The organism is Blautia sp. MCC283, from assembly GCF_018785565.1.
Taxonomy (GTDB): Bacteria; Bacillota; Clostridia; order Lachnospirales; family Lachnospiraceae; genus Blautia_A.
Genome location: NZ_WQQB01000066.1, coordinates 37,056 through 61,359 on the forward strand (window position 1 = coordinate 37,056; position 24,304 = coordinate 61,359).

Sequence of the window (24,304 nt, forward strand, 5' to 3'; positions counted from 1 at the left end):
CCTGCCCGTAGTGATACCAGAACTGAATAGGCATTCAGCGTGTCTTTTTTGGTTAATACGTCCCGGAAACATCAGAACCCGGTACAGGAACGGATATGGGATGAGAACAGGCAATTAATAAACAAAGGAAGGAGGACATCTGACTATGACAGAGAAACAGGGATTCATGACAGCGTTGTATGAACGTCTTAGTCGTGATGATGAATTAAACGGGGAATCCAACAGTATTTCAAACCAGAAGAAACTGCTGGAACAATATGCAAAAGAACATGGATTTACCAATCTTGTTCATTTTACTGATGATGGTATCTCCGGTACAAGATTTGATCGCCCAGGCTTTCTTGCCATGATGAAAGAAGTAGAGTCGGGGAAAGTCGGAACGATTCTGATTAAAGATATGAGCCGAATGGGAAGAGATTATCTGAAAGTCGGACAATATATGGAATTGCTGCGACAGAAGAATGTCCGCCTGATTGCAGTCAACGAGAATGTAGACAGCTTCCGGGAGGACGATGATTTTACTCCATTCCGAAATATCATGAATGAATGGTATGCAAGGGATACCAGTAAAAAGATAAAATCCACTTTCAAGGCGAAAGGAAAATCCGGCAAGCATGTGGCAAGTACAACACCATATGGGTATCTGAAAGACAAGGATGACCCGAATGTATGGATTGTTGATGAAGAAGCAGCTGTAGTTGTACGGAGAATCTTTCACATGACAATGGATGGGTACGGACCATATCAGATTGCCAAGGCACTGAAAGAGGATAAGGTTGAGATACCAGCGGTTCATATGGCAAAGAAAGATGCCGGATTATGGAAAGGCAGAGTAGAAGAAATCAAAGATCCTTATGGCTGGGGCTCTTCTACTGTTGCAGGCATTCTGAAGAAAAGAGAGTATCTTGGTCATACAGTGAACTTCAAGACCAGAAAACATTTCAAGGATAAGAAAAGCCATTACGTATCTGAAGATAATTGGACGGTGTTTGAGAACACGCAGGAAGCCATTATAGATCAGGAAACTTTTGACAATGTACAGAGAATCCGAAGCAATGTGAGAAGATATCCAGATGGATGGGGAGAAGCCCACCCCTTGACAGGTCTGATGTATTGTGCAGACTGTGGTTCCAAAATGTATGTCCATCGAGTAAATAATGGCAAGCGAGTACCACAATATACTTGTTCTGCATATTCTAAAGTTCCGGTTGGAACACTCTGCCAGACACAGCACAGAATTAATGCTGATGTGGTTATGGAGCTGATTAAGGAACTTTTAAAGGCTGTTGCGGAGTATTCACAGTTGAATCGTGAAGAATTTTTGGAGACAGTAAAAAAGGCACAGACTTCACAGCAGTCCAGTGAGATCACAAGATTGAAAAGCAGATTGGCAGAGGCAAAAAAGCGTGTGCAGGAACTGGAAAAACTGATCTGCAGAATTTATGAGGACAATATTCTTGGCAAGCTGCCAGATGAACGCTATGCGATTCTTGATGGACAGTATTCTAAAGAACAGAAAGATTTGTCGGCAGAAATTGCAGATATGGAAGCTGAATTATCAGGCTATGAAGAAGGTCGCAGATCAGCGGAGAAGTTTATTGCTCTGGTTGATAAATACCAAAATTTTGAGGAATTGACCACTTACATGCTGAATGAATTTGTAGAAAAGATTGTGGTGCATGAGCGTGACCGGAAAGGAAGCGTTGAGACGACACAGGAAGTGGAAATCTATTTTAACTTCATCGGCAGATATTTACCGCCACATTTCGGTGAGGTGAAAATGACACCGGAAGAAATTGAAGAAATGGAAAAACGGGAAGCCAGAAAAGACAGGCTTCACCAGAATTACCTGAGAAGAAAAGCAAATGGAAAGCAGCAGGAATACTATGAACGGACAAAGGCAAAAAAGAAAGCCGAACTGGATGCAAAAAAAGAAGAGATCCGGCAGGAAGATATTGCAAAAGGTGTGTTCATTCCGCTATCACTGCTTCCCCCAGCAGAACCGAAGAAAGGAGTTGCATCAGCATGAGCAAATTAGAAAGAATCATTCACGATAACAGTAATGGTCTGGATTATATCCTTGTCGGGGAAATCTATCTGCCACTGATCGCAGTACCCGAAGAGAAAAGAGAGATTGGTTTTTATGGAAGTCTTCACAGAAACTATCTGAAAGATTACAAGAGTGGCTTGTATTCCTATCTGACATTGAGTGGTAAGCTCTGGACGTATCTCGCAGATCTGAATGAGCAGTGTTTGGAACGCAGGGATTTCCTCATGGAACAGATTATGGAGCAGGAAGGCATTACGGAAGAATTGAAAAGCAGAGATCAGATGGAATGGGTTCGCCGGGCAAACAATGCAAGAAGCCGGGTAGATGAAATTATTTTAAATGAACTGGTGTATGTGTAGGAGGGACTTATGAGATACTGGATTGAATATGCAGACGGAAGATGTTGTAATTTTGCAAACAGCAGAAAAGATTTACTGGACTGGCTGAAACTTTTGAAAGATGAAAAAATCGTTGATATCCGAAAGATTTACAAAAGCGGTGTGACAGATTCTGTGATAGACAGCTATCGTAGTTATCTGAAACAGTGAAAGGGGTGGACAGTCATGGTTGTTGTAAGAATTATTGTGAAAATCGTATTACTGCCAGTGCGTATATGCCTGACAATGATACAACTGGTGGTTATGTTCTTCACATGGCTGTCGGCAACGGTATTTCATATCCTGTCGGGGATCATCTGCATTACAGCAGTTTTAGGGTATGGATTCGGACAGGAGACAGGCACAGAAGCGGTCAGGATGCTTGTGGCAGGTTTTATACTTTATATCCTGCTGTGCTTTCTGGCTGGGCAGTGGTGTGGCTGGAAACAATCAAAATCAGATTGATGAAGTAGACCACTGGAGAAAGGAATAGGATTCTTAAATGAAGATTACAAAAGAGATTGAAGAATTTATCAACCTGACCATAACGGAGCATATGGGAAAAGAGTATGCAGACTGGAAACTGAGCCAGCCGTCTGTGACAGAACCAGATGAAGTTGAGGAAGAATATAAAAAAGTGATTGCCACACTTCCACAGAAACAGGAAGAGGCCATTACAAAATATTGCGACCAGATATTTAACAGTGGAGCAGAGACAGAAGAATTTTTCTACCGGTTGGGACTGAGGGACGGAATGAAACTTAGGAAGAATGTTAAAATGGTTCTGAAGCAATTATCAGAATGATACATACAGGAATTATCTGAAAAGTGAATGAGTAAAGGAAAGGGCATTAACCGTAAAAAGTTAGTGCCCTTTGTTTTACCCATTTTTATATTTTCACAAAATCCGATGCAGAGGATTTTTGAAAAACAGACGGAACGGAGATCCTGCTGAAGGGACAGCGGCAGGAGTTACGTTTTGTCTGCTGGGAGTACAGAGGGCTGGAAGTCCTTTGTGCCCAGATTGCAAAGAGCGGCAGCATCTTGCTGGGGTTAAGGGGCAAAGCCCTTAGCAGGTTAAGGGCGGCAGCCATTGCCCAGTGATATGGCGTTTCGCCATATGGTACTGGGTACTGTCTGTAACGGGGACAGAGACTTTTGGAAGCTTCGCTGCAATCCCCTCCGGGGAAACAACTTGAAAAAAGGAGAGATGTGAATTGAAAGGCACAAGGCATAACGGCAGATCTGGGAAAGACGGTGTTTACAATCCGCTTCACAATGACCGGAGATTTGACCCGGAACACAGTGAGCATATTGACAATGAACGTGTCCGTCAGAATATTTACTGGGACTGCTATCAGGGATATACCACAATGGCAGACCGGGGAAAAGAGGATAATTTTTCTTTTAACCAGATTGAGATGGCATACTATGTGGATCATTACAGCGATTATGTGATTAACCAGAATAAACGTCATGAGAAAGCAAGACACCCCGACAGATGTAAAGGGGTGGAAGATGTTCTGAAAAATAAAAAGACCTGTCCGGAAGAAAGTATCTATCAGCTTGGGACGATAGATGAACACGCTTCTGTGGAAACGCTGGTTTTGGTTTTTGATGAATTCAAGAAAGAGTTCGATGAGCGGTTTGGTTCTAATGTGCATATCATTGACTGGTCACTGCACATGGACGAAGCGACTCCGCATATTCATGAGCGTCATGTATTCGATGCTACGAACCGGTATGGGGAGATTGAACCGAAACAGGAAGCGGCACTGGAAGAACTTGGCTTTGAACTTCCGAATCCGGAAAAGAAAAGATCAAAGACAAATAACCGTAAGGTTGTTTTTGATTCTGCCTGCCGGACAATGTTCCTGGATATCTGTAAACGTCATGGACTGGAAATTGACGAAGAACCGTCCTATGGAGGAAGGCAGTATCTGGAGAAACAGGACTATATCCGAATGAAGCAGAAAGAAGAGATTGCGGTTCAGCAGGAAATGCTCAATCAGCAGAGGGATAAGGTCAATGCGAATCATCTGGAACTTGCAAGGCAGTCAAACCATGTCAGGGCAAATGAAAAGGTTATCCAGTCACAGAAAGAAAAAATAGAACAGCAGGAAAAAGAATTTAAAGAAAATTTCATTTCCAATTCTGACCGGATTCTAAGTCAGGGCGAGCTGATTGAAGAACAGAGAGAGGAACTGCAACAGCTTACCCTCCGTATTGAAGATGTGGAAACCTTGCTTGACGAAGTATCCAGTGAAGCCTATGACAAGGCTGTGGATAAAGTCGCAGAGGAAACAATGCGGGCTACCAGAAAAGATGACATTCGTCTTGCGGAAGATTCTAAGAGATGGATTCAGAGTCCGGAACGTAAGGCATCACGAAAAGAAAAGGAATATGCGATAAACAGGCTGGACGGTCTGATTAAAAAAATCGAATATGCGATGGAAAAAGCTGTTGTGAGGGTTGTCCGTCAGTTAAAACAGCCAGAGAAGAAAAAAGCCGTTGTAGAAGAAATCAAAAAAGAAGTGAAGCCGTCAATCAGAGAAAAACTTGCATTGAACGTAGCAAAGATTCAAAGAGAAGAGGCAGAGAGAAAACAACTGAATAAAGGAAGATCACATTCCAGTGATCTGGAACTATAAGGGCATTTTGTTGATTCCGTAAGGACAGGACAAAGTGCTTTTTTGTTTTTTGTGAAAACTTGCTTCCCAGATTTGGGAAGCAGATTTAAGAAAGAGAGGAAACGAATTGGGATTATTTGATGAAGTAAAACAGAATGTGACCGTCCGGCAGGCTGCGGAGAGGTATGGGTTAAAGCCCAACAGGAGCGGACTGATCCGCTGCATTTTCCATAATGACAAATCACCCAGCATGAAAGTTGACCGGAGATATTATTGTTTCGGGTGTGGCTGTACAGGAGATGCCATTGATTTTACGGCACAACTGTTTGACATTGGATTGAAAGATGCAGCCATGAAGCTGGCAGATGATTTTGGGATTCCTTATTCCGGCAGGGACAGGGGATCACCGCAGAACAGGAGAAGCGTTTCAGCAAAAAAGCCAGAGCCGACACCAGAAGAACTTTGGCAGAAAAAACATCTGAGATGCCTGAGAGCCTATCTGGATTATCTGAGCCTGCTTCTGGAATGGAAAGAACAGTATGCACCAAAAACACGGACAGAAGAATGGCATGAAAAGTTTATGACTGCTCTCAGGGAGTTGTCAGTTGTTGAGTATTATCTGGATATCCTGCTCTTTGGGGACAGGGCAGATAAGGAAGCACTTGTAAAAGAAAAATGGAAGGAGGTGGAGCGGATTGAGCAATGCGAAAGAGAAGATAAAGGAGATCGCCACAAAAGAACAGAAAGATGCCATGAAAGAAATGTTCCGGATGGTAGATAAAAGCAAAGTCGATGAAGTGAAACAGATGCTGGAATATACACAGAAAGGAACTGCGAAAGCAACGGTTGGAAATTATATGGTTGTGCTGAGAAATGATCCGCTTGTGCGTGAGAGTATGAAATACAACAAGCTGACAGGCAGGATTGATATTGTAAAAAAACTCTGGTGGAATGAGGAAGTCTGCAAGCTGGATGATGATGGCAGGACTTATTTCTACTATTTCTTTGAACGCTATTACAAACTCACAAGTGAAAAATGTATGGATAAGGCACTTCGCATAGAAGCCAACAGCCGGGCATACCACCCGATCTGTGAGTATCTGGAACAACTGGAGTGGGACGGGCAGGAGAGAATCCGTTATGTTCTGCAACGGTATATGGGGGCAGATGCTTCGGATTTTGTCTATGAGGTTGTGAAGCACTTCCTGATGGAAGCATTAAGCAGAATCTACCGCCCCGGTTGTAAAGCAGATGAAATGCTTTGTCTGGTAGGTCAGCAGGGAGCCGGAAAATCCACATTTTTCCGTTTTCTTGCATTGAACGATGACTGGTTTTCTGATGATCTGAAGCAGTTGAATGACAGTAAGATATACGAGCATCTCCGGGGACACTGGATTATGGAAATGTCGGAGATGATTGCTGCAATCAGTGCAAAGAGCAATGAGGAAATCAAGTCATTCCTGACCAGACAGAAAGACACTTACCGGAACCCTTATGATAAATATGAGGAAGACCGGAAGCGTCAGTGTATCTTTGCAGGTTCAACGAACACAAGGCAGTTCATTCCTTTTGACCGTACCGGGGCAAGACGGTTCCTGCCGATTGCTATAGACAGCAGTAAGGCAGAGAAGCATATCCTCGATGATGAAAAAGAAGCCAGATCCTATTTTGACCAGTTGTGGGCAGAAGTAATGGAAATCTACTGGTCAACGGAGAATAAGAGCAGCCTGTTGAAGTTCTCAAAGGAAATGGAGCAGGAGATCAGTGAATACCGAAAACAGTTCACACAGGAAGATACGATGGCAGGAATGATACAAGGCTGGCTGGACGCTTATAAAGGTAGTCATGTATGTTCCGTCCAGATCTGGAAAGAAGCCTTTGACCATTTTGACCGGGAGCCGAAAAAATTCGAGACAAATGAGATCTGTTCCATTATGGATACGCAGATCACTGGCTGGAAGAGAGCCGGAGTCCACAGATTTTCAAAGGAAGGATATGGCAGACAGAGAAGCTGGATCAGGGAAGGAGCAGAAGAAGAGGGTGGCAACGAACCGGATAAAGATGGATTTACAAAGCTGACGAAAGCAGAACAGTTGGAGCTGCCATTTGATCTGCCCGACAGAGAGAAAGGCTGATTTTGATGCCGAAAGGCTACTGATTACCCGGAAATTTACTGCTTGTTGACATTTTTGTTGACACCAAAATCCTTTGTATTTACCGGTGTTTCAGCTACTTTTTAACAGGTGTCAACAAGAACATTCAAAAAACTTTTCAATAGTATTTTGGAAAACAGAAATAACTACCCGAAAAAAGTTTCAAACCCTATGTTGACACTTGCGTTGTCAGCGTGCCGATAAACTCCCGGCAGGGACAGAAGCAAACCTCTCTCTGTCGGGCACAGGAAAGAAAGGAAATAGATGATTATGGAAAAAATGATGAATAAAAAAACAGAGGGAAACACATTTACAAAGAAAATCGGGCAGACAGTATATGTTGTCCGCTATCATTTCAATGAAGATGCAAAGGAAACCATGCAAGAAAAGATTAACCGGATGCTGGTTACAGAAGCAAGCCGAAAGGCAATGCAATAGATGGGGGCAGAGACAATTGGAATTGAGATATGTTTGAAAATGTGATATGATTTGAGCAACAAATTAGAAGTTATAAAGGAGAAACACTATGGGATTATTTGGTAAAAGCAAAAAAGAGCGAGAAAAAGAGTATATGAACAGATTAGATGTTCCATTATGTTTAAAAGAAGACTTTGAATTGATTATTGATGATGTATTTACAATTATGGGGGGTGGAACAGTTGTCACAGGAAACATATCAACAGGAATGTGTAGAGAAGGAGAAAATGCGTGTGTTTATAAAACAAATGGAGGTGTATTAGAGACTATAATTACTAACATCGATATACATACAAAAGAACGAAAATCAAATGGTTGTGGATATAAAACAGAACATGTTGGACTTGGGTTAAGAGGAGTTTCTAAGGAACAATTAGAAAAAGGAGATAGAGTGATTGTAAAGAATGCCAATATGTATGGAATGTAATTACAAATTCAAGTTTGCAGAATCAAGAAAACTGGAATTTGAGGTGATGAAACTATGACAGAAATACAAATTGCATGGTTAGAATTGATGACAGTTGGAGGTCTTGGTGTAATATTGGTTTTACTAGGAGTTACTTTCAATATCATTGTAAAAAGACAGAATCAATTGTGTACAAAGCAGACAGACGGTATTGTTAAACAATATGGGTTTCCGGGAAATGGAAGGGTGTATCCAATCGTGGAGTACTTTGTGAATGGAACTTGTTATAAAACAAAGAAAATATTTTGTGGAATTAAAACAACGCAAATATCTGGAGTACCCGTACCGGTGAAATCAGAAGTCTATGAAGATGAAAAAGGCTGGCTACATGTAAAAACTGGATCCATTGCAAATTTGCGTCAACTTGCAGAGCAGTTGTGGCCTATCAACAGTAAGATGACAGTTTATTATAATCCAAACAATCCTAAAAAGTGCTATGTTGATAGACCAATTTCAAAAAGTTTTACTTCCATGATGTTTATCATAATGGGAATAGTAACGATACTCTTGAGTGTATTGGTATTCTTTTTGATGCAGCTATAAATTACAAAAGATAATTGGTAATCAGACAAAATTCAAGTTTGTAGAATTATAAAGGAATAATATTATTTTAAATGAGCTGTTCGGATTAAATGCGTTGCCCTCTAACGGGTCAAGGATGAACCATGATACAATCAAACTTGAGTATGGTATTAAACATCAAAATATTCGTAATTTCCTTTTAGTTAAGAAACAAATATAGTAAGAGCAAAATATCGCTCTTTTTTCATTCAAAAATAAGTTATACTAGAAACAGAGGTGATATCCATGATTAACAATAAAGAGAAAAAAATGATTCAAAGATATTGTATATATCCAAAGATTGCAGTGGTTGCACTCATCTTTTCATTTGTACAATGTGCATTAATAGTACCATTAGAGATGATAGATGATTTAGTATTCCAAAACAAAGGTTTTCAGCCTACAGGGATGTTTACTGCATTAGGATTTGTCATTATATATGTTATTATATTCTGTTTCTGTGCACTTGCCCCTAAGTTTGGAATGAACGGTAAGAAATGGAAATCTCTTATAGGTAGATTAAATGTGAAACAGTCAGAAACAGATTATTCTAAAGAGGTATCTGCTGCTTTGGCGTCACAAGCTGTTGGTCGATTCCTTAAAGAAAGTGATAATGATACTGCAAAGAATATAGGAAGTGCTATGCAGGTGGCTGGTGCAGTAAGTACAGTCTCTACATCTATAGATATGTTATCTGAAGCAGGAAGTAATGCCGAGAACATGGCACATGCTTATAGAATCCCTATTCCTGATATAAAAAAACAACTCATTGCCTTTGCAGTTATCCCAATACTTATTGTAGTCGGTACTTATATACCTCAATATATAAAAGGAAAGCAGGCAATGGATCAAAGAATTGCAGCTTCTGCAAAACAAGTAGAAATAGTAAAAAAGGCATTAGAACCTGTATGTGTAAGAGTACATGCAGACAATCCAAATGAATCACGTAGTAGATCAAGTTATACTGTTATGGGATATTTAAGAGATTCAGGTGCTACTGATTGTTATGTTCATGTTCAAGTCAATAATAGTGGTACTATCATCAATATCTCATATGTAGAAGGTGTGGATATTAATAAGAGTTTAGAAGAGAATTTAATGCAGACAGAAAAAGATTTTGCGACATTACAAAAGTCTTTTGAGAATTTAAATGTATCCGTATCTAATCCTGAGATATTATCTTATCAGGCTATTCCACAACAATTTAAAGATGAATTTCTAAATGGGACATTTTATAAGAGTTTCCGTTTCTATGATCAGGATGCGCCTATCAGTTTGTCTTGTTCATTTGATACAGAGACAGAAGATCAGTTTGATGAATATACAAGACCTAAAATTCATTTCTTCTTAGGATCAAAATAGACACCTTATGAATAATAAATTTGATGAACAAAATGATACAGTCAAATTTCAGTTGTTAAACTTATTAATATTTTATCACAGGCACACCTGAAATTCTATTTAAATTCATTTGCTTTGAGGATGCAGAATGATTTAAATATCCCAACATAGGCATACTTCTTATTGGACACGGAATCTTTCTTGTAAGAAAATTGGCAGTTGTATATAATAGTTACAGACCACAGAAAAAGTGGAATAAGCAGAGGAAAATGGATGATTATGAATTACGAAGGTATTTTAGAGTTTAAAGGAACATGGAGAAGGTATCAGGCAAGGGTTTTGGAACACGCAGACAGGTACATGGCAGATGGAAAAATACATATTGTAGCGGCACCCGGATCCGGGAAAACGACATTGGGAATTGAACTGATCCGCAGGATGAACGGAAAAGCACTGATTTTGGCACCATCCATTACGATCCGGGAGCAGTGGATCGCAAGGATTGAGGAAGCTTTTTTATGTGAGGGCATACAGGGGGAAGATTATCTTTCACAGAATTTAAAACAGCCAAAGGCGATCACGGTTGCAACCTATCAGGCATTACACAGTGCCATGACAAGATTTCAGGGAATACAGGAAGATGCAGGTGAGGATAGTGGCACAGGCACAGACGAGTGCCCGGCGAAAACAGAGACAAAGGAAGTAGATTACAGCGGTTTTGATCTGGTTGGGACGATGAAAGAGGCTGGGATCGAAGTACTCTGTCTGGATGAATGCCACCACTTGCGAAGTGAATGGTGGAAAGCATTAGAAGAATTCAAAAAACAGGTGAATAACCTTAAAATCATCGCTTTGACAGCAACACCACCATATGATTCCACACCGGCTATGTGGACGCGGTACATGAATATGTGTGGAGAGATCGATGAAGAGATTACGATACCGGAGCTCGTAAAAGAGGGAAGCCTCTGTCCGCATCAGGATTATGTTTACTTCAACTATCCAACAAAAGAAGAAGAGAAGGAAGTCAGACGTTTTGAAGAACGCAGTAAAGCAATGACAGAAAAAATCATGCGGGATACTCAGTTCCTTACGTACGTAAGAAGCCATAAGGGGTTCAGTGGACAGCTCTCAGATGATCTGCTTCTGGATAATCCGGCATATCTGGCATCACTGTTGATTTATTTACAGAGCAAAAATATTGCAATTCCGTCCAGATTACAGAGGCTTTTGGGGGCAAAAAAATTACCGGACATGAATGTGCAATGGATGGAGCGTCTGTTACAGGGATTCTTGTATGATGATGTGGATTCATACCTGTGTGACAAGACATATCGTGAATTGCTAATTGCTGATTTAAAATCCGACGGTCTGATAGAAAAGAAAAAAGTCGTCATGACGAAAAGTGCGGCAGTGGAAAAAATGCTCACAAATTCCCTTGGAAAATGTAACAGCATCCGTGATATTGTGTTCCATGAATATGAGGCATCCGGTCAGGATTTGAGGCTGCTTGTTTTGACAGATTACATCCGGAAAGAATATGAAAAAGCAATTGGAAATACAGAATATGATGTTAACTCACTTGGAGTGCTTCCGTTTTTTGAGATGCTCCGTCGTGACAATGAAAAGAAAAACGAACAAATCCGTTTTGGGGTGCTTTGTGGAACGATTGTGATCATTCCGGCAGAGGCAAGAGAAGCATTAGAGCAGGCGATCGGAATGAGCGGAAAAGTTACATTCAGCAGGATCGGAAATCTTTCTGAAACAGATTATCTTAAAGTGACAGCGGTTGGAAATGCACATTTTCTCACAGGGGCGGTAACAGATATTTTCTCAAAAGGCTATATGCAGGTGCTGATCGGTACAAAATCGCTGTTAGGGGAAGGATGGGATTCTCCTTGTATCAATTCCCTGATCCTTGCAAGCTTTGTAGGCTCATTTATGTTAAGCAACCAGATGAGAGGGCGTGCCATCCGTGTGATGAAAGAACATCCGGAAAAAACAAGTAACATCTGGCATTTAGTCTGTTTAAGACCGTGGAACGAAGTGCTAAAGGCAGATGACAATCAGATCAGTGAAGATTACAGTATGCTGGAGCGAAGGATGGAACATTTTCTCGGTCTGCATTATACAGAAAATACGATTGAAAATGGAATGAAACGGTTGTCAGTTATTAAAACGCCATTTAATAAAACGAATATTGACAGGATTAACAGACAAATGCTGAAAATGTCGGGGCAGCGCGATACGTTAAAAGAACGTTGGAACAGTGCACTTGCAGTCTATGACAAAATGGATATTGTGGATGAGACAGAAGTAAAAGACAAATTTGTCACAAGTGTTGTTTTCTGGGATGCGATTCTTACAATGATCCTGTCAGGAATTCTGTGTCTGATCGGGGCAATTGGGGCAGGTATTGTTGCTGCAGCGTCCCAAAATGGTATCCTGGCCGGAACCTGTTACTTCTTCATTGCTGCCGGACTGGCTGGAATTATGATACGTTTCCCGAAAATTTTCATGTTGGGAAGTCCGCTAAAAAGATTAAAGGCATTTGGAAATGGAATCCGCAAAGCATTAGAGGAGCAACAGCTTCTGGAAGAAACACACTGTAAAGTTGAGACAGAATCAAACGGACCGGATAACCATATTATTTATCTGTCCGGTGGAAGCGGCAGGGATAAAGCGTTGTTCGCACAGTGTGTCAATGAATTTTTTGATGTGATCGACAACCAGCGTTACATACTTGTGAAAAAGAAGGGACACAAAGGACTGAATGGTTTCTATGCCATTCCAAATTGTTTTTCGAAAAAGAAGGAGGATGCGGAACGTTTTGCAAAATGCATGCATCCGTATATCGGAAATTATGACTGTGTGTATACAAGAAATGAAAAAGGAAGGGAACTTCTGTTAGAAGGCAGGGTGAAGGCACTTGCCAATCGGGAGGAGCGGTGCATTTCCCACAAAAAAGTAAAAGGGGCGTTAGAGTAGAAAACATATTGACAACGAAATATAAAAAATTTGTAGAATTCAAAATTTAATATGAAATGTGAGATAGAGCGTATGGAAATAAACTATACGTTCTATTTTTTTGCCTTTTTGAGAAAAATGATTAAAAAACTATTGACATTTTGTTACTGGCAAAACGGCGAAGTCGATTTTGATTTCCTGTGGTGCCAGACTTGCCCCATTTGATATCGCAGAGCTTCGTGAGATCATGTCTTACGATGAAATGGAACTGGATAAGATCGGAGACAGGAAAACAGCCTTGTTTCTGATTATGTCCGATACGGATACCACATTCAACTTTGTGATTGCGATGCTGCAGTCACAGCTTTTCAATCTGCTTTGCGACAAGGCAGATGATGAATATGGCGGCAGACTTCCGGTGCATGTGCGTGTCATCGCTGATGAGTTTGCCAACATCGGACAAATTCCTCAGTTTGACAAGCTGATCGCAACCATCCGAAGCAGGGAAATCTCTGCTTCTATTATTTTGCAGTCACAGAGCCAGTTAAAGGCAATGTATAAGGATAGTGCAGATACCATTCTGGGCAACTGTGATACGACTTTATTCCTTGGTGGGAAAGAGAAGACCACATTAAAGGAAATGAGTGAGCTTCTGGGTAAGGAAACCATTGACCTGTATAACACTTCGGAGACAAGAAGCAATCAGAAATCTTTTGGACTGAATTATCAGAAACTGGGGAAACAGTTGATGACAGAGGACGAGATTGCAGTCATGGATGGAGGAAAATGTATCCTGCAGATCCGTGGTGCCAGACCATTTTTCTCAGACAAATATGATATTACGAAACACAAAAACTATCGGCTTCTTGCAGATGAAAACGAGAAGAACCGATACAAGGTTGAGAAAGAGTTAAATCCGCAGTACACACCGAAATCTGAAGAAGAGGTGGAAGTAATTCAAGTAGATCTGTCGGAGTAACCTTGGGAATGAACGAAAAATAATAAGGAAAGGAATAACTGACATTAGGTGCGCCGGCTTTTTAGTCGGTGTTTTTTCATTCCCGTAAACACCTGAAAAAAGTCAGTTTTGGTGAATGTATATGGCATTTTTTAGCAGTGCAATTACAACTTTAAAAACTCTTGTAGTCGCAATCGGTGCAGGTCTTGGCGTGTGGGGTGTCGTAAACCTTCTGGAAGGATATGGGAATGACAATCCCGGCGCTAAGAGCCAGGGCATCAAACACTTAATGTCTTCTATGTGAAAAGATTTTAAAGAGAAAATGCACATCCTACGCAGATAACATGACAATTTCATGCAAAGCGAAAGGAGACACCATGAAAATCGAATACACAAAAGTGGGAGACTATTATTTACCGAATCTTTACTACCCGGAGGAAACCAGACCGATTGGCTTATGGGGAATGCTTCGGAAGGAATATCTGAAAGAACATAAATCTGGAACTTATACATATCTTCTTCTGACCGCCAGGCTGGACAGTTATTTGGCAGATCTGAATGAACAGGCACAGGAACGCTTTGAATTGATCGAAACTCAGATGCGAAGTGCGGAGGGAGTTTCCGAGGAACTGAAGAGACAGAATCCTATGGAATGGCTATGCCACTGTAACAATATCCGCAACCGGGCTGCTGAGATCATCAAGCAGGAACTGATTTATGTATAAGGGGGATTCTAGATATGAGAAGAGAACTGATTGAAAGTTATTATGAAGAATACCAGCGGGAGCTGGAAAGATTTCTTGAATCTGACCCGGAGATGTTCACTCTGGAAGCAGAAATTCATCATTACATAGAAATACTGGAACCGGTCCTCAGAGATGGCGGACAGGAGATGTGGCAGACACTGGACAGGATTATTTCAGCGAAAAATGCAATGGAGGGAATTGTGGCAAAAGAAATGTATATCCGGGGATTTCTGGATTATGAAAGACTGGTGTGTGAAAAAGACAGTAAGATCTGAATAATCAGAACATAGACTATATATAACGAGGCTTTTATTGTATAGACAGTAAGAGCCTCATTTAATATAGTTTTCATAATAAAAAACAGGTGGTAGTACGTATTTGCTTTGTGTTATATAAGAATTGGTCTGGCTGAACAATGGTGAAAATTTACTATGATTTTACTTAAATCTGATTGAAGGATGAAAAAGTGATGATATCATATAGTGGGTTGATAGGGTTACAGAAAATGTATTCACAGAGGCAGAGAAGAAATAATGAAAGTAAAAAATGCAGATGAATTTTATAAAATATTAGAAAGAAAGGCTATATATCCGGTATTTCAGCCGATTGTAAATTTACAGACTGGAGATGTGGCAGGATATGAAGCTCTTAGTCGTATCGACAGGCATGATACGACTCTTATGATTTCAGATTTGTTTGTGATTGCTGAACAGGTAGGCTGTGTTTGGAAATTGGAAAAATTGTGCAGAAATAAAGCATTGAAGGCAGCGGCGAATAAACCAGAACATGCAAAATTATTTCTTAATGCAGATGGTAATATCATTCAGGATAAATCGTTCATACAGGGATTTACAAACCGTAAGGCTGCGAAAGCCGGAGTACCGTCCTGTGACATTGTATTTGAAATAACGGAACGGTCGGATATAGAAAACTATCAGATTCTGCAACAGATTATGAAGCATTATGCAGATCAGGGATATGAAATAGCTTTGGATGATGTTGGAGCTGGATATTCTGGTCTGAACCGTGTAGTAAATACATCGCCAAACTACTTAAAAGTTGATATAGAACTGGTCAGAGATATTCAAAAACATAAGAAAAAGGAAATTATGATGGAATTTCTGTTGCATTACTGTAATGAGACAGGAGCAATTCTGATTGCAGAAGGGATAGAAACAGAAGCAGAGTTGGAGTGTCTGTGTAGATTAGGTGTTCATTACGGACAAGGATATTTTCTTGGAAGACCGGACAGAACGTTCAAAAATGTAAGGAATGAGGCGATGTTGGTATTACGTAGACTGAATAATAAATCGTAATGAAAACTATATGTCAGCAGGTGAAAAATGAATAAGTCAATTATAACATTATAAAGATTTCCATTGATTTTTACACCTATTTTACACAAGCACTCACATAGATTTGATTTCTGTCTTCTATAATTGTATAGGAAAATGTAGATCTTATATAATAACAGGAGAGGAAAGAGAAATGAACGAGAATGTGAAAGTGGTTTTTGGTCTGATCGGTGGCCTTGCCTTGTTCCTTTATGGAATGAACAGCATGAGTGATGCACTTCAGAAAGCCGCAGGAGAACGAATGAAAAAAATCCTTGGATTTCTTACAAGAAATCCAATTATGGGAGCACTTGCCGGAGCACTTGTAACAGCTGTATTGCAGAGCAGTTCAGCGACGACAGTTATGGTTATCGGTTTTGTCAGTGCGGGACTTATGAGTCTTCCGCAGGCAATTTCTGTTATCTTTGGTGCCAACATAGGAACCACTATGACGGCACAGCTGATGGCATTTAAAATCAGCAATTATATTTATCCAATTATCTTTGTTGGATTTATTCTGAACTTTGTTAGCAAAAAAGAAAAGGTTAAAAATATCGGTATGGTAATTTTTTCATTCGGACTTTTATTTGAAGGAATTGAAATCATGGGTGAAGTCATGAAACCTTTGGCGGGAAGTCCGGTCTTTGTTGATCTGATGGGAAAAGTTTCATCCATTCCGGTTCTTGGTGTTGTACTGGGAGCGGTCATGACATTGGTTGTGCAGAGTAGTTCAGCTACGATTGCAGTTCTGCAGAATTTTGCATCACAGGCAGGACCGGACGGAGTAAGCAGTGTAATAGGGCTTACCGGTGCGATTCCGATTCTTCTTGGAGATAATATAGGTACAACGATCACAGCACTTCTTGCATCAATTGGACAATCTAAAAATGCAAAACGTACAGCAATTGCGCATAGTATTTTTAATATCAGTGGAAGCTGCGTTTTTATTTTCCTGGTTCCGTGGTTTGCAAAATTTGTCCAGTTTATTTCACCAAAGGGAAATGAGATTGATGTGATTTCAAGACAGATTGCAAATGCACATACAACGTTTAATATCGTCTGTACACTGGTCTGGCTGCCACTGATTCCGCTGATGGTAAAAATTGTTACAACAATCATCCGTGGAAATGACAAAACAGAGAAAGCAGCTTTTGAACCCAAATATCTGGATATGAAAGTGATTGAACAGCCGGCGGCTGCTATGGTTCTGGTATCTAAGGAACTGAACCGACTTGGAGAACTGGCAGAATCTCTGTTAAGTGATTTAAAAACGGCGATTGTAGCAGATGGAGACTCAAAAACTCATGGTTCGTTTATAGAAAATCTGGAGATTGTACATCAGTTACAGGACAGTGTGACAGAATATATTACCAGATTATTCGCAAGCGGAAACCTTACAGAACAACAGTCTGAGCAGACGGCAGGGTTACTGTATGTAAACAATAGTATTCAGAGGATTGCAGACAGATGTGAAGATATTGACCAGATATGTGAAAAAGTAAATAACAATGGAAAAAGACTGACCAGTGAAGCCTCCTCAGAAATGGAAGACTGCATTGATATTATCCAGCAGCTTTTAAAGAAAGCAATGGAGGCAATCCGTAAGGGTGATGCTGTAGTGGCTGAAACAGTTTTTAAAAATAAGAAAAAAATGCATAAAGCAGAGAAAAAATACAGTAAGGCACATTTAAACCGTGTAAAAAATGAGGTTTGTGATGCGTCTATGACAAGATATTTTTCTGGGATCATGTATAATTTTGACCGTATGGCAGATAATTGTGTCAGCATTGCAGAAGAAGCCTGTGATAATGTGGCTTTTATAAACCTTGATGAAGAGACGGGAAAATCAATGATGGAAAGAGGTGCAGTATAAAATGGTAAAGAAAAAAAACATCCGAAAATCTGCACTTCTGCTGATAATGATAATGCTGGCAACGGGAATAACAGCATGTGGAACCGAGGAAGAGCCATTGCCGGATCTGTCTGCTATGGGAGCTGTCACAGCTGTATCACGAGAAGAAGGGTCAGGAACCAGAGCAGAATTTGAGAATCTTTTGAAACTGCCTGAGAGTGATACAGGAATAGTTGTTGATTCTACAGAGAAAGTTCTGAAAAAGGTGGAAGAAGATAAAAACGCAGTTGGTTATGTCGCATATAGTTCCGCAACAGATACGAATGGAAAAATACTTCAAATCAACGGAGTTCTTCCTTCTGAGAAAACAATAGACAATAACAGTTATCCTCTTTGCAGGGATTATTATCTGGCTTATAATGGAGAACTGACAGATGTGGAACAGGATTTCCTGACTTATGTAAAGAGTAAAGGACAGGATATTGTGAAACAATATTGTATTCAGGCTGACAGTACAACAACATTCCTTTCTGACAAGTCAGAAGGAAAGATTCTGATTGAAGGATCCACTTCAATGGAACCAATGGTAAAAGCACTGGCAGATGACTATCAGAAACAAAATCCAAATGCTGAAATAGAAGTAAAAGCAACAGATTCTTCAAGAGGGATTACGGCGGTGATAAGTGGAGAGTGTGATTTCGCAATGTCATCCAGAGAATTAAAGGATTATGAAGCAGAGCTTCTGGAAACAAAAGTCATTGGAAAAGATGCTATAGCTATTGTGATAAATGAAGAAAATCCACTGGAAAATCTTACAATAAAACAACTTACAGGTCTGTACAATGGAACATATAAAAACTGGGATGATCTTTCCTGAGAAAAACGAATATAATATCTTACAAGCACTGACTATAACGGTCGGTGCTTCTTTTTTGGATTTTTTCAAAATTATCTGACATTCTTCAAATTCCCACGTGTGATTAGTGGAAAAATAATTTTTTCTGCAAAAGTACCGTCCAAATGCCCTCTGAAACTTGCTATTAGTGAGGGAATATTTCATTTATGCGAAAAAAACTTGCAAAAGGGGGTTGGTAAATACCGCTTCCCAGGCTTTATAGGTAGAGGAACAATTATTTTAAAAATTTTACCCCAAAGATGTCCGCTTTTGCCTGTCTCAGTACAGAGTATGTGAAGGGACTAACAAAAGTAAAAGAAAAAATGATAAAAATGCAAAAAAATATCACGAATCTTTTGCATCTTGCGAAGTCATTTGACTCTAGTAATCAGAGGACGTTTTGGAATGTTCCTTCGATGAACCTTGACAACCGATAAGTGCACCCTGGAAGCCTAACAGGAGTTATGCCATGACCTTTCTTTTTCTGAGAGCGAGCGAAATTATAATGACACTCCCGATGATGGGCGGCTGACCGAAGCCTTATGGTCAGTGACCTGCTGATGCAGGCAGAGGCAGTCTGAGACGGCTGCAGGTGACAGGGAAACGCACGCCAGACCGCCGGACGAATGAAACTGATGACAATGTTTACAGGGCAAAATGCCCGGAAAGGAGCAGTTTATGACAGAACTGAAAATGAAAGAAATGCAGTTGATTAACTGGTTTGGATGCCCGAATCTGATTTATACAAGGGAGAGAATCCATCTGGTTGCCATGCTTACAACAGATGAAGAAATGAAAAAGAATCTTTACAGGGTATGCAGATTCCTTGCAAGAGAAGAAATCGCATATCGGTATCCGATCATGTATGAAATGATCCGGAAAATATTTTCACCGGATGATACCAATCCACCGGAAGCATGTGCAATGTTTATGCCGGACGATGAAACAGATGATGAAGAATATGCAATGGCAGCGTAGCTGCGGAAAGGACAGTAACGATTATGAATAAAGTGGTTTTAATGGGAAGACTGACAAAGAATCCGGAGATCAAATATGCCGGAAAAGATAATGATATGGCAGTAGCAAGATATACACTGGCGGTAAACAGAAGATATAAACGTGACGGTGAACAGGAAGCGGATTTTATTTCCTGTGTCACATTCGGAAAGAGTGCAGAGTTTGCACAGAAATATCTTCACAAGGGAATGAGGATTGTGATTGGCGGTCGTATCAGCACTGGCAATTATAAGGACAAGGACGGGAAAACAATTTATACTACAGATGTGATCGTGGAAGAACATGAATTTGCCCAGAACAAGGATAATGGTGTTGGAGCTGATTCATCGGAAACACCGAAAACAGATAAGGACGGATTTATGGAAGCACCGGAAGGTGAGGTTCCATTCGACTAAACCGAAGTAAATGGTTGGAGAGGTTGCCCTTTGTCGGGGCATCCTCTTTTCCATTTTACAGAAGACATCAAAAATTACAGGTATTCAACCTAACGAAATCGTGATATAATCAAAATATGTTCAGATGAAAAATATGGAGGTTGCTTATGGGCGTAAGTTATAACAGATTATGGAAAATGCTCATAGATAAAAATATGAAGCGGATAGAGATGCAGTACCTCACCGGGATCAGTGGAAATATTCTTGCCAGGATGGGAAAAAACCAGTATGTATCAATGGAGACGATTGAGAAGATCTGCAAGAAGCTGGACTGCACCGTTGATGAGATGCTGGAATTTACAGATGATGAGTAACAAGAGCAGACATGTCAAATTATTAAAACTGGAAGAATGCTTCAGAAGTCGAAAAAAGAAATTGAAAAAAGATAACACGCCGGATACGGCATAAATCTCTTAGCAACGCTAAGAGCGCACTTCTATACAGGCAATTCCATCTGCCTGTATCGTGCGACCTGCGGTGCTGTTCCCGATTTCAAGAAATCTCAAACCGGGAAATACAGCGAAATCAGAGATTTCGTACAAGGGGAAGATCCCCTTGCGGCACAGATGCCTATCCCTGATAAAGTTTGTGACTGAATATTTCAGATATAGACATATAAGGGGAAAGAAAGTGTGAAATCAAAATTTGTGGAGAGATTTTATGATTAGAAAAGCAATACTAAAAGATGTTAATTCGATTGAAGATACTTACAATGAGCATTTCCAGTATGAACTGAATCATACAGCCTTTACTGTATTTAAGAAAGGGGTTTATCCAACGAAAGATGATGCAGAACGGGCTATTTATGCTGGTGCTTTGTTTGTATATGAAGAAAACGGAACAATTGTTGGAAGTATCATTATTGATAAAGTTCAACCAATAGAATATGCAACTATTCCTTGGAAAGAAAAATTATCTGAAGATGAGGTAATGGTAATTCACCTTTTAATGGTACGTCCGAGTATGTCTGGTAAAGGAATTGCATCATCACTAATAAAATTCGCTACAGAATTAGCACAAAAAAATAGTTGCAGGGCACTACGTTTGGATACAGGAAGTCAAAATATTCCTGCGCTATCTTTGTATCAAAAAAATGGATTTGAAATAATTGCTAGTGCTTCTAAAAAAGTTGGAGATGTAATTGCACACAAAAACCATCTTTTTCTCGAAAAGATATTGTAGTTCGTAAATTCCAGTTTGAAAAATTGAGAAAATCGGAGTTTGAGGAGCATCACCGTTATGATTAGAGAATTACGGAAAGTGGATATAAATAAAGTTGCAGAAATATGGTTAGATACAAATATAAAGACACATTATTTTATCTCTGCTCAATATTGGAAAAGTAATTTTGAGTTAGTAAAAGAACTTCTATTACAGGCAACTGTCTATGTTTACGAGGATAAACAGGAAATACAGGGTTTTATAGGGTTAAGTAACGAATACATTGAAGGTATTTTTGTTTCTGCCGAAATGCAATCTCAAGGTATAGGTAAAATTTTGCTAAACTATGTAAAGGGAAAAAGAAACAAATTAATCTTAAATGTATATCAAAAAAATACACGGGCAATATCCTTTTATCAAAGAGAAGGATTTGAGATTCAGTATAGCGGTTTGGATGAAGCTACTGGAGAAAAAGACTATGTAATGGCATGGCAGCAGAAATAGAAATTCAAGTTTTAGTGTTTGGAAAATTATGACTTAGTGTGCAAGTTGGGAGAAAATATGGTAACGGAAAAAGAGAAAAAAGCATGTCGATTTATTGCCGAATGGCTATAAGATTGTGAGACAGTCTCTGGTAGATGATCTGGAGGGCGAAAAAAAGGTATGTTGGGAGACAGAAATTTTGCAGGATGATGATAGTGGATTTACTTATGAAATCAGCAGGTGTCTGTATTTCGATACCTGTAAGGAACATGGCTATGCAGAGTTCTGCAAAGTATTTTGCAACCATGACTGGTATGCTTATGGAGTATTAAAGCATCATTCGAGATTTATCAGAAAATCGACGATTGCCGAAGATGGAACTGTATGTTATGATACAATCGAGAAAGTAACAGAGAAACATTTTTTATAAAACCGAAAAATTGATTATGGGAGGAAATTGAAAATGGCGAAAGAAGAGAGATTTGAAAAAATATATTCTCAGGGAGCATTAACTACTACTGAGATATGGGTGGATAAGGAAACTGGTGTGAATTATTTATATCATGCATGTGGGTATTCAGGTGGACTGACTCCATTGTTGGACAGAGATGGGAAACCAGTTATTTCTCAGGCTATAAATAGATGACCTTAGAAACAGCAACTGTTATGGTAAGTAACAGCATCGTCACAATATGTATATGGTCGATTGGTGTGTGCGGTAATATACTATATTCAGAAAAACAATTCAGGAGATTTTTATGAGAAGATCAGGTTGGACAAAATGGTTGATCGTGATTCCGGCAATGCTAGGCATTGTGTTGGTGACCTATGTGCGGTATACAACGGATATCTGGGGATTTGGTGCATTTATCTGCCAGCTGATTGCAATTTTGGAATTGGCTTATGGTCTGCGAATTGCGATGCTGGCACAGAATAGAAAGAAGTCCTATCGGTTAACACCGGAAGAACGACATGAGTATGCACGGTATTTATATGAGAAGCAATATCACCGTTACCCTGCTGTAGCGAATCAGATGCTTTTGGTTATGGCACGGATGAGTGTACTCCTTAACAATTATGAACGGGCTGCACAGGAGCTGGCAGATATTCGTATAGATAAATTCAATCCAGCACAGTTGAAGTTGTATTATTACCTGAAAGTGGTTACAGCAATGGCAGCAGGAGATGCGACAGGGATTCAAGAGAGCCAGATGTGTTACGCAGGGATTCCGGATACTAAATGCACATATCCGTCAAAAGCAGAGCTTGCTATGTGGATAGAGCAGAGAGCGGCAGCGCAGATGGCAGAGGCACTGAAGAAGGCAGTGCCGGATAAAAAAGAGCATCCGATACGGATCAGTATCATTACTTTGGTTCTTGCGTATAGTACCTTCTTCTATGGATTGTGGTATGGTATAAAACGTGATATGGGATATGAAGTGAGATATCGTTTCGCAGAAATATCGATTACTGTTATTACAATCAGTCTGGCGGTTCTTTTGATCTGGGGGATCGTGAGTTTATACAGACACAATTGCCAGGCATTATCCATACAATTCGGTAAAAACAAAGTGGCATTGATAATTGTCTATGGAGCTGCTGCGATATTTGCACTTTTGATTATTGGAATGAGTGGTCTGAGTGTAGTGTTCGGAATGGATGGAACAGAAACGGTGACTGGTTGTGACAGCAAATATACGTATATAACTGTGCAGGAAGATTATGGTGGTGAACGGAGATACAGAACCAATAATCCATTTGTTATGCAGAGTATGGATGGTCTGTGGTGGTCTTCGGATACAATAGATGAAGAAGATAATCAAGAAGAGGATACTACAGAATTACCGGATTTGGATACAGAGAATTCAACAGATTCAGAGGATATTCAGAGTGGAAATACCATAGAAGATTACGAGACAGAAGGGCAGCATGATGGTCTGACAATTCAAAATGCAATGCTGGCAGTTTATAATTACCTTCAGGAGCAGAATACACTTCAAAATATGGCGTTCAGTTACACGGCGAATGCAAAGGGAGAAGTCTATGCTGTCGTCAGCGAAACGCAGGAAACAAAGAACGGTAATACGGTAAATGTGAGATACTGTCTGTACGATAATGGTTCCAAGACAGATGCAGATGGTAATTCCTGCGAAGAACTGGTGTTAGAAAAAGTATATCCGGATGGCAATTACGAGACCGAATTGGTAGATTTTTATCTGGTAAATGCAGATACGATGCAGGTGACAGACGAACAGAAGAATACGTGGTAAAATAAATTCTGGGGAAGTAGGTGCATTGTATGACAATGAGAGAAAAAATAAAACTATTATCGTAAATGTTTCAAGCGGACTGGGTTCTTTTGGAAGTATGCAAAAGGACTCCAAGACATAAGAGGTGAACTG

The 24,304-nt window shown here is 39.9% G+C and carries 27 protein-coding genes and 1 pseudogene; all 28 read left to right on the top strand.

What is annotated here, in order from left to right; translation table 11 throughout:
- Positions 1-145 precede the first annotated feature (145 nt).
- The 28 genes and pseudogenes from GPK81_RS15215 (at position 146) to GPK81_RS15350 (ending at position 24,172) form a co-directional block, all read left to right on the top strand.
- On the top strand, positions 146-2,029 hold the full coding sequence (locus tag GPK81_RS15215; protein WP_021738891.1) for a recombinase family protein: 1,884 nt from the start codon (positions 146-148) through the stop codon (positions 2,027-2,029).
- Positions 2,026-2,409, top strand: coding sequence for a TnpV protein (locus GPK81_RS15220; RefSeq protein WP_021738890.1), 384 nt, complete (start codon positions 2,026-2,028; stop codon positions 2,407-2,409). Before GPK81_RS15215 ends, GPK81_RS15220 begins: the two co-directional genes overlap by 4 nt.
- Before the next feature lie 9 nt (positions 2,410-2,418).
- Positions 2,419-2,598 carry a hypothetical protein gene (locus tag GPK81_RS15225; protein WP_021738889.1) on the top strand — a complete coding sequence of 60 codons (180 nt, stop codon included), beginning with the start codon at positions 2,419-2,421 and terminating at the stop codon, positions 2,596-2,598.
- A gap of 15 nt (positions 2,599-2,613) precedes the next feature.
- Complete coding sequence (locus GPK81_RS15230; protein WP_044963260.1) at positions 2,614-2,892, top strand: hypothetical protein; 279 nt, start codon at positions 2,614-2,616, stop codon at positions 2,890-2,892.
- 37 nt (positions 2,893-2,929) lie between these two features.
- Entirely contained in the window at positions 2,930-3,232 is a 303-nt protein-coding gene (locus tag GPK81_RS15235; RefSeq protein ID WP_021738887.1) for a hypothetical protein, read from the top strand.
- A 412-nt stretch (positions 3,233-3,644) separates the two neighbouring features.
- A complete protein-coding gene (locus GPK81_RS15240; RefSeq protein WP_021738885.1) occupies positions 3,645-5,078 on the top strand; it encodes a hypothetical protein in 1,434 nt (477 codons plus the stop codon).
- A gap of 106 nt (positions 5,079-5,184) precedes the next feature.
- The gene (locus GPK81_RS15245; RefSeq protein WP_021738884.1) at positions 5,185-5,838 is read left to right on the top strand and encodes a CHC2 zinc finger domain-containing protein; all 654 of its coding nucleotides are present in this window, start codon (positions 5,185-5,187) and stop codon (positions 5,836-5,838) included.
- Positions 5,753-7,192, top strand: coding sequence for a virulence-associated E family protein (locus tag GPK81_RS15250; RefSeq protein ID WP_227097757.1), 1,440 nt, complete (start codon positions 5,753-5,755; stop codon positions 7,190-7,192). Before GPK81_RS15245 ends, GPK81_RS15250 begins: the two co-directional genes overlap by 86 nt.
- 288 nt (positions 7,193-7,480) lie before the next feature.
- Positions 7,481-7,648, top strand: coding sequence for a transposon-encoded TnpW family protein (locus GPK81_RS15255; protein ID WP_081695227.1), 168 nt, complete (start codon positions 7,481-7,483; stop codon positions 7,646-7,648).
- 88 nt (positions 7,649-7,736) lie between these two features.
- Positions 7,737-8,114: a translation elongation factor Tu domain protein gene (locus tag GPK81_RS15260; RefSeq protein WP_021738881.1), complete on the top strand. Its 378-nt coding sequence runs from the start codon at positions 7,737-7,739 to the stop codon at positions 8,112-8,114.
- A gap of 54 nt (positions 8,115-8,168) precedes the next feature.
- Positions 8,169-8,696 carry a DUF3592 domain-containing protein gene (locus GPK81_RS15265; RefSeq protein WP_021738880.1) on the top strand — a complete coding sequence of 176 codons (528 nt, stop codon included), beginning with the start codon at positions 8,169-8,171 and terminating at the stop codon, positions 8,694-8,696.
- A gap of 264 nt (positions 8,697-8,960) precedes the next feature.
- A complete protein-coding gene (locus tag GPK81_RS15270; protein ID WP_021738879.1) occupies positions 8,961-10,076 on the top strand; it encodes a hypothetical protein in 1,116 nt (371 codons plus the stop codon).
- A 258-nt stretch (positions 10,077-10,334) separates the two neighbouring features.
- The gene (locus tag GPK81_RS15275; protein ID WP_044963264.1) at positions 10,335-13,043 is read left to right on the top strand and encodes a DEAD/DEAH box helicase family protein; all 2,709 of its coding nucleotides are present in this window, start codon (positions 10,335-10,337) and stop codon (positions 13,041-13,043) included.
- Positions 13,044-13,191: 148 nt separating this feature from the next.
- A pseudogene (locus GPK81_RS15280) lies at positions 13,192-14,001 on the top strand (VirD4-like conjugal transfer protein, CD1115 family); the annotation flags it as partial.
- Positions 14,002-14,122: 121 nt separating this feature from the next.
- Positions 14,123-14,284 carry a Maff2 family mobile element protein gene (locus tag GPK81_RS15285; protein WP_055298248.1) on the top strand — a complete coding sequence of 54 codons (162 nt, stop codon included), beginning with the start codon at positions 14,123-14,125 and terminating at the stop codon, positions 14,282-14,284.
- Between the two features lie 73 nt (positions 14,285-14,357).
- On the top strand, positions 14,358-14,705 hold the full coding sequence (locus GPK81_RS15290) for a TnpV protein (RefSeq protein WP_015543451.1): 348 nt from the start codon (positions 14,358-14,360) through the stop codon (positions 14,703-14,705).
- Positions 14,706-14,719: 14 nt separating this feature from the next.
- Complete coding sequence (locus tag GPK81_RS15295; protein ID WP_003864601.1) at positions 14,720-15,001, top strand: hypothetical protein; 282 nt, start codon at positions 14,720-14,722, stop codon at positions 14,999-15,001.
- A gap of 258 nt (positions 15,002-15,259) precedes the next feature.
- Positions 15,260-16,042: an EAL domain-containing protein gene (locus GPK81_RS15300; protein WP_215707311.1), complete on the top strand. Its 783-nt coding sequence runs from the start codon at positions 15,260-15,262 to the stop codon at positions 16,040-16,042.
- Positions 16,043-16,214: 172 nt separating this feature from the next.
- Positions 16,215-17,933 (top strand): Na/Pi cotransporter family protein, encoded by a 1,719-nt coding sequence (locus GPK81_RS15305; RefSeq protein ID WP_020944839.1) that lies wholly within the window; start codon positions 16,215-16,217, stop codon positions 17,931-17,933.
- A gap of 1 nt (position 17,934) precedes the next feature.
- A complete protein-coding gene (locus tag GPK81_RS15310; RefSeq protein WP_015543454.1) occupies positions 17,935-18,789 on the top strand; it encodes a substrate-binding domain-containing protein in 855 nt (284 codons plus the stop codon).
- A gap of 696 nt (positions 18,790-19,485) precedes the next feature.
- Complete coding sequence (locus GPK81_RS15315) at positions 19,486-19,785, top strand: hypothetical protein (RefSeq protein ID WP_015543455.1); 300 nt, start codon at positions 19,486-19,488, stop codon at positions 19,783-19,785.
- Between the two features lie 23 nt (positions 19,786-19,808).
- On the top strand, positions 19,809-20,219 hold the full coding sequence (locus tag GPK81_RS15320; protein WP_003864594.1) for a single-stranded DNA-binding protein: 411 nt from the start codon (positions 19,809-19,811) through the stop codon (positions 20,217-20,219).
- A gap of 146 nt (positions 20,220-20,365) precedes the next feature.
- Positions 20,366-20,572 (top strand): helix-turn-helix domain-containing protein, encoded by a 207-nt coding sequence (locus GPK81_RS15325; RefSeq protein WP_003864593.1) that lies wholly within the window; start codon positions 20,366-20,368, stop codon positions 20,570-20,572.
- A 346-nt stretch (positions 20,573-20,918) separates the two neighbouring features.
- Entirely contained in the window at positions 20,919-21,440 is a 522-nt protein-coding gene (locus GPK81_RS15330; protein ID WP_003864592.1) for a GNAT family N-acetyltransferase, read from the top strand.
- 57 nt (positions 21,441-21,497) lie between these two features.
- The gene (locus GPK81_RS15335) at positions 21,498-21,923 is read left to right on the top strand and encodes an N-acetyltransferase (RefSeq protein WP_003864588.1); all 426 of its coding nucleotides are present in this window, start codon (positions 21,498-21,500) and stop codon (positions 21,921-21,923) included.
- Positions 21,924-22,017: 94 nt separating this feature from the next.
- Positions 22,018-22,332, top strand: coding sequence for an L-2-amino-thiazoline-4-carboxylic acid hydrolase (locus tag GPK81_RS15340; RefSeq protein ID WP_215707312.1), 315 nt, complete (start codon positions 22,018-22,020; stop codon positions 22,330-22,332).
- A 33-nt stretch (positions 22,333-22,365) separates the two neighbouring features.
- A complete protein-coding gene (locus GPK81_RS15345) occupies positions 22,366-22,548 on the top strand; it encodes a DUF6440 family protein (protein WP_003864586.1) in 183 nt (60 codons plus the stop codon).
- Between the two features lie 112 nt (positions 22,549-22,660).
- Positions 22,661-24,172: a hypothetical protein gene (locus tag GPK81_RS15350; RefSeq protein ID WP_003864585.1), complete on the top strand. Its 1,512-nt coding sequence runs from the start codon at positions 22,661-22,663 to the stop codon at positions 24,170-24,172.
- Positions 24,173-24,304 lie beyond the last annotated feature (132 nt).